At 44.9% G+C, this 5,711-nt stretch carries 4 protein-coding genes; all 4 read left to right on the plus strand.

All coding sequences use genetic code 11. The features are described 5' to 3' along the window. Nucleotides 1–113 precede the first annotated feature (113 nt). The 4 genes from ACTNBK_RS16550 (at nt 114) to ACTNBK_RS16565 (ending at nt 5,617) form a co-directional block, all read left to right on the plus strand. A complete protein-coding gene (locus tag ACTNBK_RS16550; RefSeq protein ID WP_441147748.1) occupies nt 114–482 on the plus strand; it encodes a hypothetical protein in 369 nt (122 codons plus the stop codon). Nucleotides 483–484: 2 nt separating this feature from the next. Further along, on the plus strand, nt 485–3,460 hold the full coding sequence (locus tag ACTNBK_RS16555; RefSeq protein WP_441147742.1) for a type I restriction endonuclease subunit R: 2,976 nt from the start codon (nt 485–487) through the stop codon (nt 3,458–3,460). Nucleotides 3,461–3,533: 73 nt separating this feature from the next. After that, nucleotides 3,534–4,457 (plus strand): HamA C-terminal domain-containing protein, encoded by a 924-nt coding sequence (locus tag ACTNBK_RS16560; protein WP_441147744.1) that lies wholly within the window; start codon nt 3,534–3,536, stop codon nt 4,455–4,457. Continuing rightward, nucleotides 4,454–5,617 (plus strand): DEAD/DEAH box helicase, encoded by a 1,164-nt coding sequence (locus ACTNBK_RS16565; protein WP_441147746.1) that lies wholly within the window; start codon nt 4,454–4,456, stop codon nt 5,615–5,617. The genes ACTNBK_RS16560 and ACTNBK_RS16565 overlap by 4 nt, the downstream gene beginning before the upstream one ends. Nucleotides 5,618–5,711: the final 94 nt, after the last annotated feature.

Here is a 5,711-nt window from a genome sequence, read left to right on the forward strand (position 1 = left end):
TAAATGTTTCCTGTTTCTTCATCCCCATACACCACCATTGCGTTGATAGTGTTATTATCCCACATCCGGAGCCTTTATGGTAGTGCGGATTAAATCAGAGATTCCCTAAATACCTGTATATGATTACGATGACAAGGCCGTTCAGAAAACTTGGCGAAGAGGTTATGACGGGATCTGCGGGGCAGAAAAGAGTATCTGTCAATTACATTAAAAATTTCACTCTTGGGATACCAGATATCGAAGAACAGGAAGCTATTCTTGCCGAGATTGATCAGCGGCTTACGCAGATCGATAAAGCTATTGAAATAGAGCGTGAGAACATAAAAAATCTTCAAGAACTAAAAGCACGAATTATTTCTGATGCTGTAACCGGAAAATTAGATGTAAGGGCAGTGGAGATTCCTGAATACGAATATGTGGCAGATCAAACAGAAGATGATTCGGATGAGAATGAAGTAGCAATCGAGGAACAGGAGGATTAACAATGGCTTTTACCAACACAAAGGAAAACGGCCTTGAATCCTTAATCGTGAAATGGCTGATTGAACAAAACGGGTATGAGGAAGGAATAAACGCCGACTATAATAAAGAATATGCAGTCGACGAAATACGCCTGTTCCGGTTCCTGCAGGATACGCAGCCGAAGGAAATGGATAAGCTGGGAGTGTTTACTTCGGACACTAAAAAGCGCCAGTTTCTGAACCGGTTGTCTGGAGAAATCGCCAAGCGTGGCATCATTGATGTGCTTCGCAATGGTGTGAAGGTCTACCCGGCAGACCTCATCATGTTCTATCTGACGCCGACCGAGAATAACCAGCAAGCCAGAATCATGTATGAGAAGAATATCTTCAGCGTGACGAGGCAGCTACGCTATTCGCAGGATGCCGGGAAGTTGGCTCTGGATGTTTGTCTATTTATCAACGGACTTCCGGTCATCACGATGGAGCTGAAGAACCAGCTCACAAAGCAGAACACAGAAAATGCTGTTCGCCAGTATAAGGAAGACCGGGACTTCCATGACCTCCTGTTCTCTTTCAAGCGTTGTATGGTTCATTTTGCTGTGGACGACGCTACGATTCAGTTCTGCACGAAACTGGCCGGAAAAGACAGCTGGTTCCTGCCGTTCAATAAGGGTTACAACGACGGTGCAGGCAATCCGCCAAATCCGAACGGCCTTATGACGGACTATCTCTGGAAGGACATTCTTACCAAGAGAAAGCTGTCTCGCATTATTGAAAACTACGCACAGGTTGTCGAAGAGGTAGACGAGGATACTAAAAAGAAGTCTGTCAAGCAGATCTGGCCGCGTTACCATCAGCTCGACTGCGTGGAGAAATTGCTGGCAGATGTGCAGGAAAATGGTGTTGGAAAGCGTTATTTGATCCAGCACAGCGCCGGAAGCGGAAAGTCAAACTCGATAGCGTGGCTTGCACATCAGCTGATCGGTCTTGAGAAAGATGGTCATCCGATGATTGACTCTGTTCTTGTGGTTACCGACCGCCGTATTCTGGATAAGCAGATCCGTAATACAATCAAGCAGTTCATGCAGGTCAAGAATACGGTCGTCTGGGCGGAACATTCCGGCGATCTACGCAAAGCCATACAGGATGGCAAGCGCATCATTATATCTACGATTGAAAAGTTCCCGTACATTATCTCCGAGATCGGGCAGGAACATAAAAATAACAAGTTTGCCATTATCATCGACGAGGCGCATTCTGGCCAGAGCGGGCGCAACTCTGCCAATATGAATCTGGCACTTTCCGGCCTTGCTACAGACGACGAAGCGGATAATGAAGACAAAATCAATGCCATGATGGAGGGACGTAAGCTCGTCTCTTCTGCCAGCTACTTTGCCTTCACAGCCACACCGAAGAATAAGACCGAGGAGATGTTTGGTGTTCCCTATGAAGAGGACGGAGAAATCAAGCATCGCCCATTCCATGTCTACACCATGAAGCAGGCCATTCAGGAAGGCTTCATTCTGGATGTGCTCCGCAACTATACAACCATTGACAGCTGGTACAAGCTCATGAAGACGGTCGAGGATGATCCGATGTTTGATAAGAAGCGTGCGCAGAAAAAACTGCGTGCCTTCGTCGAGGGCAATCCTGACGTTATCGCAAAGAAGGCTGCTATGATGGTGGAGCATTTCCACGAGCAGGTTATTGCAAAGAAGAAGCTGGGCGGCAAGGCTCGTGCAATGGTGGTTACGGCCAGCATTCCGAGATGTATCGAATACTACTATGCGATCAACAAGTGTCTCGCAGACAGGCATAGTCCGTATAAGACAATTGTGGCCTTTTCCGGTGAGCATAAATATAACGGTCAGGAACCTGCGCTTACATCGGCTGCGATGAACGGATTTCCAGATGCAAAGATTCCGAAGGAGTTTAAGAAGGAACCGTATAGGATTTTGATTGTGGCGGATATGTTCCAGACGGGATTTGATGAGCCGCTGCTGCAGACGATGTATGTGGACAAGCCGCTCTATGATATTGCTGCGGTGCAGACTCTTTCTCGTCTCAACAGAGCTTGTCCCGGCAAGGATGAGGTCTATGTTCTGGACTTTGCCAATAAAACATCCACCATTGAAGACGCCTTCCAGAAATTCTACAGGACTACGATTCTTTCTGGCGAGACTGATCCGAATAAGCTCTATGACCTTATAACGCTGATGGAAAGCTATCAAGTTTACGATGACAGCGATATTGAAACGCTGGTTGATCTATTCCTGGGTGGTGCGGAGCGTGATCGGCTTGATCCAATTCTGGATGCCTGTGCGGCTGTTTACAAGCAGCTGGAGCTAGATGACCAGATTAAGTTTAAGAGCGCCGCTAAGTCCTTTGTGCGTACATATGGCTTTCTCGGAGCAATCCTGCCTTACGGAAATATTGACTGGGAGAAGCTATCAATCTTCTTAAATCTGCTGATTCCAAAGCTGCCCTCGCCGCGTGATGAGGACTTTTCGGAAGGCATTCTTCAGACCATTGACCTGAGCAGCTATCGTAATGAGGCACAGGAGGCTATCGCAATTAAGCTGGAGGATGCAGATGCGGAGATTGCACCCGTACCTGCAGGCAAAGTTGGCCACATTGTTGAGCCGGAGATGGATTTGCTTTCTAAGATCATCATGGATTTCAACGACATGTTTGGAAACATCAACTGGAATGATACGGATAACGTGCAGCGTCAGATTCTAGCTATTCCAGAAATGGTCTCCAAGGACAAGAAGTATCAGAACGCCATGAGAAATTCTGATGAACAAGAAGCACGTACAGAAAATGAACGTGCTTTGCAACAGGTCATGTTCTCTATTATGGCGGACAACATGGAGCTATTCAAACAGTTTCAGGATAATCCTTCCTTTAAGAAGTGGCTATCGGATATGGTTTTCAATTTGACATACGAACCGAAGACTGATAAGGACGCAAAAATCGTGGACTACGCTCAGCATTAGACTCCTGTGGGTGTGGTGACAGAGAATGCCCTGCATGGCGGTCAACGCAAATAGGTGAAAAGGAGGCAGTTGTATGCTGAATAAAACAATAAAAGGCAGTGATTTTGACAACATCTTCACTGAGGTTATCCATTCGGAATCTCTCGGATTGATTAACCCAGAACAACTGCGCCTTTTTCACCTCAATGTCATGAATAATGAGTTTGTTTCGGATGATTTGCAAGCATTCATCCGAAAAAATGTAGGGAGATATGTGTTCTCAAGAGCAAAGCTGGAGCAGTTTAAGATAAATGATGACTTGGAGAGCATTGGCCTTGAGGCTATGGCAGTCATGCAAAAAAATGGACGCCCCGGACAGCAGAACACAGGGAATTCACTGGGGGAAATCCTGCTGTATGCGTTCCTGGAACAGATACTGGATGCACCCAAAATCATGAGCAAGGTCGAGTTGTTTTCCACAACGAATACCCAAAGCAGCAAATGTGATGGTATTCACCTGCTTTCACTCGGAGGATATGGTCAGCCATATTATCAGCTTGTTTTTGGTTCATCCAGTGTAGTAGGTGATATGCGAGATGCCATTGACCAGGCATTTGATGCCATAATGGACATTGAGCAGACAAACAAAAACCGGCTTCAGCTTTTAGAACCGTCAAGTCTCGATAGAGACTTTGATCCGGAAACAGCACGGCAAATCAAGGAAGTTGTTTTTCCGAAAAAGGGCTCTAGTGTCGTTAGAGATACAGCCTATGGTGTGTTCATAGGATATACTCTTGGGCTTAACCCTGCCAGCTATTCGACGATGCAATACCAAAATGCGTTAAACCATAAGATGAATACCGATATAAAGAATCATGCCGCATACATTGCCCGGCAAATCAACAGTCGTGGGCTTGGGACACATTCATTTTATTTTTATATCTTACCATTGAATGACGCTGACAAGGATAAGTCAGACATTATGGAGAAAGCCATGCGGGGAGGTGTGATGCCATGAGCGATAACAAAGTTGCAACCATCCACCTCGGTGATGTCATATATGCAGATATTGACAGCAATGAATATCTGAGAGAAATACACGACAATCTCTTATACAATTATGCTGCGAAGATGCTTAACATATTTGATCAGACATCAAGACCCGTGGATAAAATCGATGCCCTTCGATTTGCAGATTTGCTGTCAAAATCAACGCATTCGACAAACAGCGACCAACACAAAATGTGGGCACAGGAAATCATCACGCTTTTGTGCAGCATTTATCCTGATGACCCTGCCGTAAGCTATTATGCTGGTTCTGTTTTAACCAGTACAGGAAATTACCAAGGACGGAATCTTGTAGCGAAAGACTACCAGAGTGGAGCCGTGCTTGACCGTATGTATTCGGAATACTCCAAGGAACTGCTGACGATTCCGGCTATGCCTGAGTTTCAGTTCCTCCGCGCTCAAAAGCAGGTGTACGACCATCTTACTGATCAATATTTTAGTTATTCTGGTCCGACATCAATGGGAAAATCCTTCATTATGAGGATGTTTCTTAAATCGCAGGTCGAGTCTGGTGTAGAGAAAAATTTTGCATTGATTGTTCCTACCAAGGCACTTATTAACGAAGTCACAAGCAAAATAATCAACGATCTCAAAGAAAATCTTAAGAAATACAATTACAGGCTTGTTACCTCCGCAGGTGCTCTTGTTTTGAAGGAACAACATAATTTCATATTTGTACTGACACCAGAGCGCCTTTTGTACCTATTGATAAGCAATCCCGATTTAGAACTGCACTACCTTTTTGTGGATGAGGCACACAAGCTGTCTGAGGTGGATAGCCGCGGTCCTTTTTACTATAAGGTTATAGATAAACTGGTTGAGAGAAAGAATAAGCCTCATGTTATCTTTGCTTCGCCCAATATTCCAAATCCGGAAATATATTTAAGAAGCATACCGGACATAGAAACACCTGAAAAATGGAAACTGGCGTCTTCTTTTTCTCCTGTGACACAGTTTAAGTTTCTTATTAGTTTTAGGCAACGTTCGATTAGTATGTTTAACGACTATTCGAGGACGCTGACGAAGATTGCACAGTTCACCGGAGAAATCAGCCTCGACACAATTCTTCCGCTTGTAAGCAGAGACTCTGACGTGTTTTCGGTAAAATGAAAATGTAGCAAATGGTACTCAAAAAGTGAGCACCCCAATGGCAAATAAAAAGAGCCATTGTCAGCACCTGAAATAAACGCTACCCTTTAGGTGG

It is taken from the genome of Intestinimonas sp. HCP28S3_D6 (assembly GCF_052065695.1).
In the GTDB taxonomy this organism is placed as follows: Bacteria; Bacillota; Clostridia; order Oscillospirales; family Oscillospiraceae; genus Intestinimonas.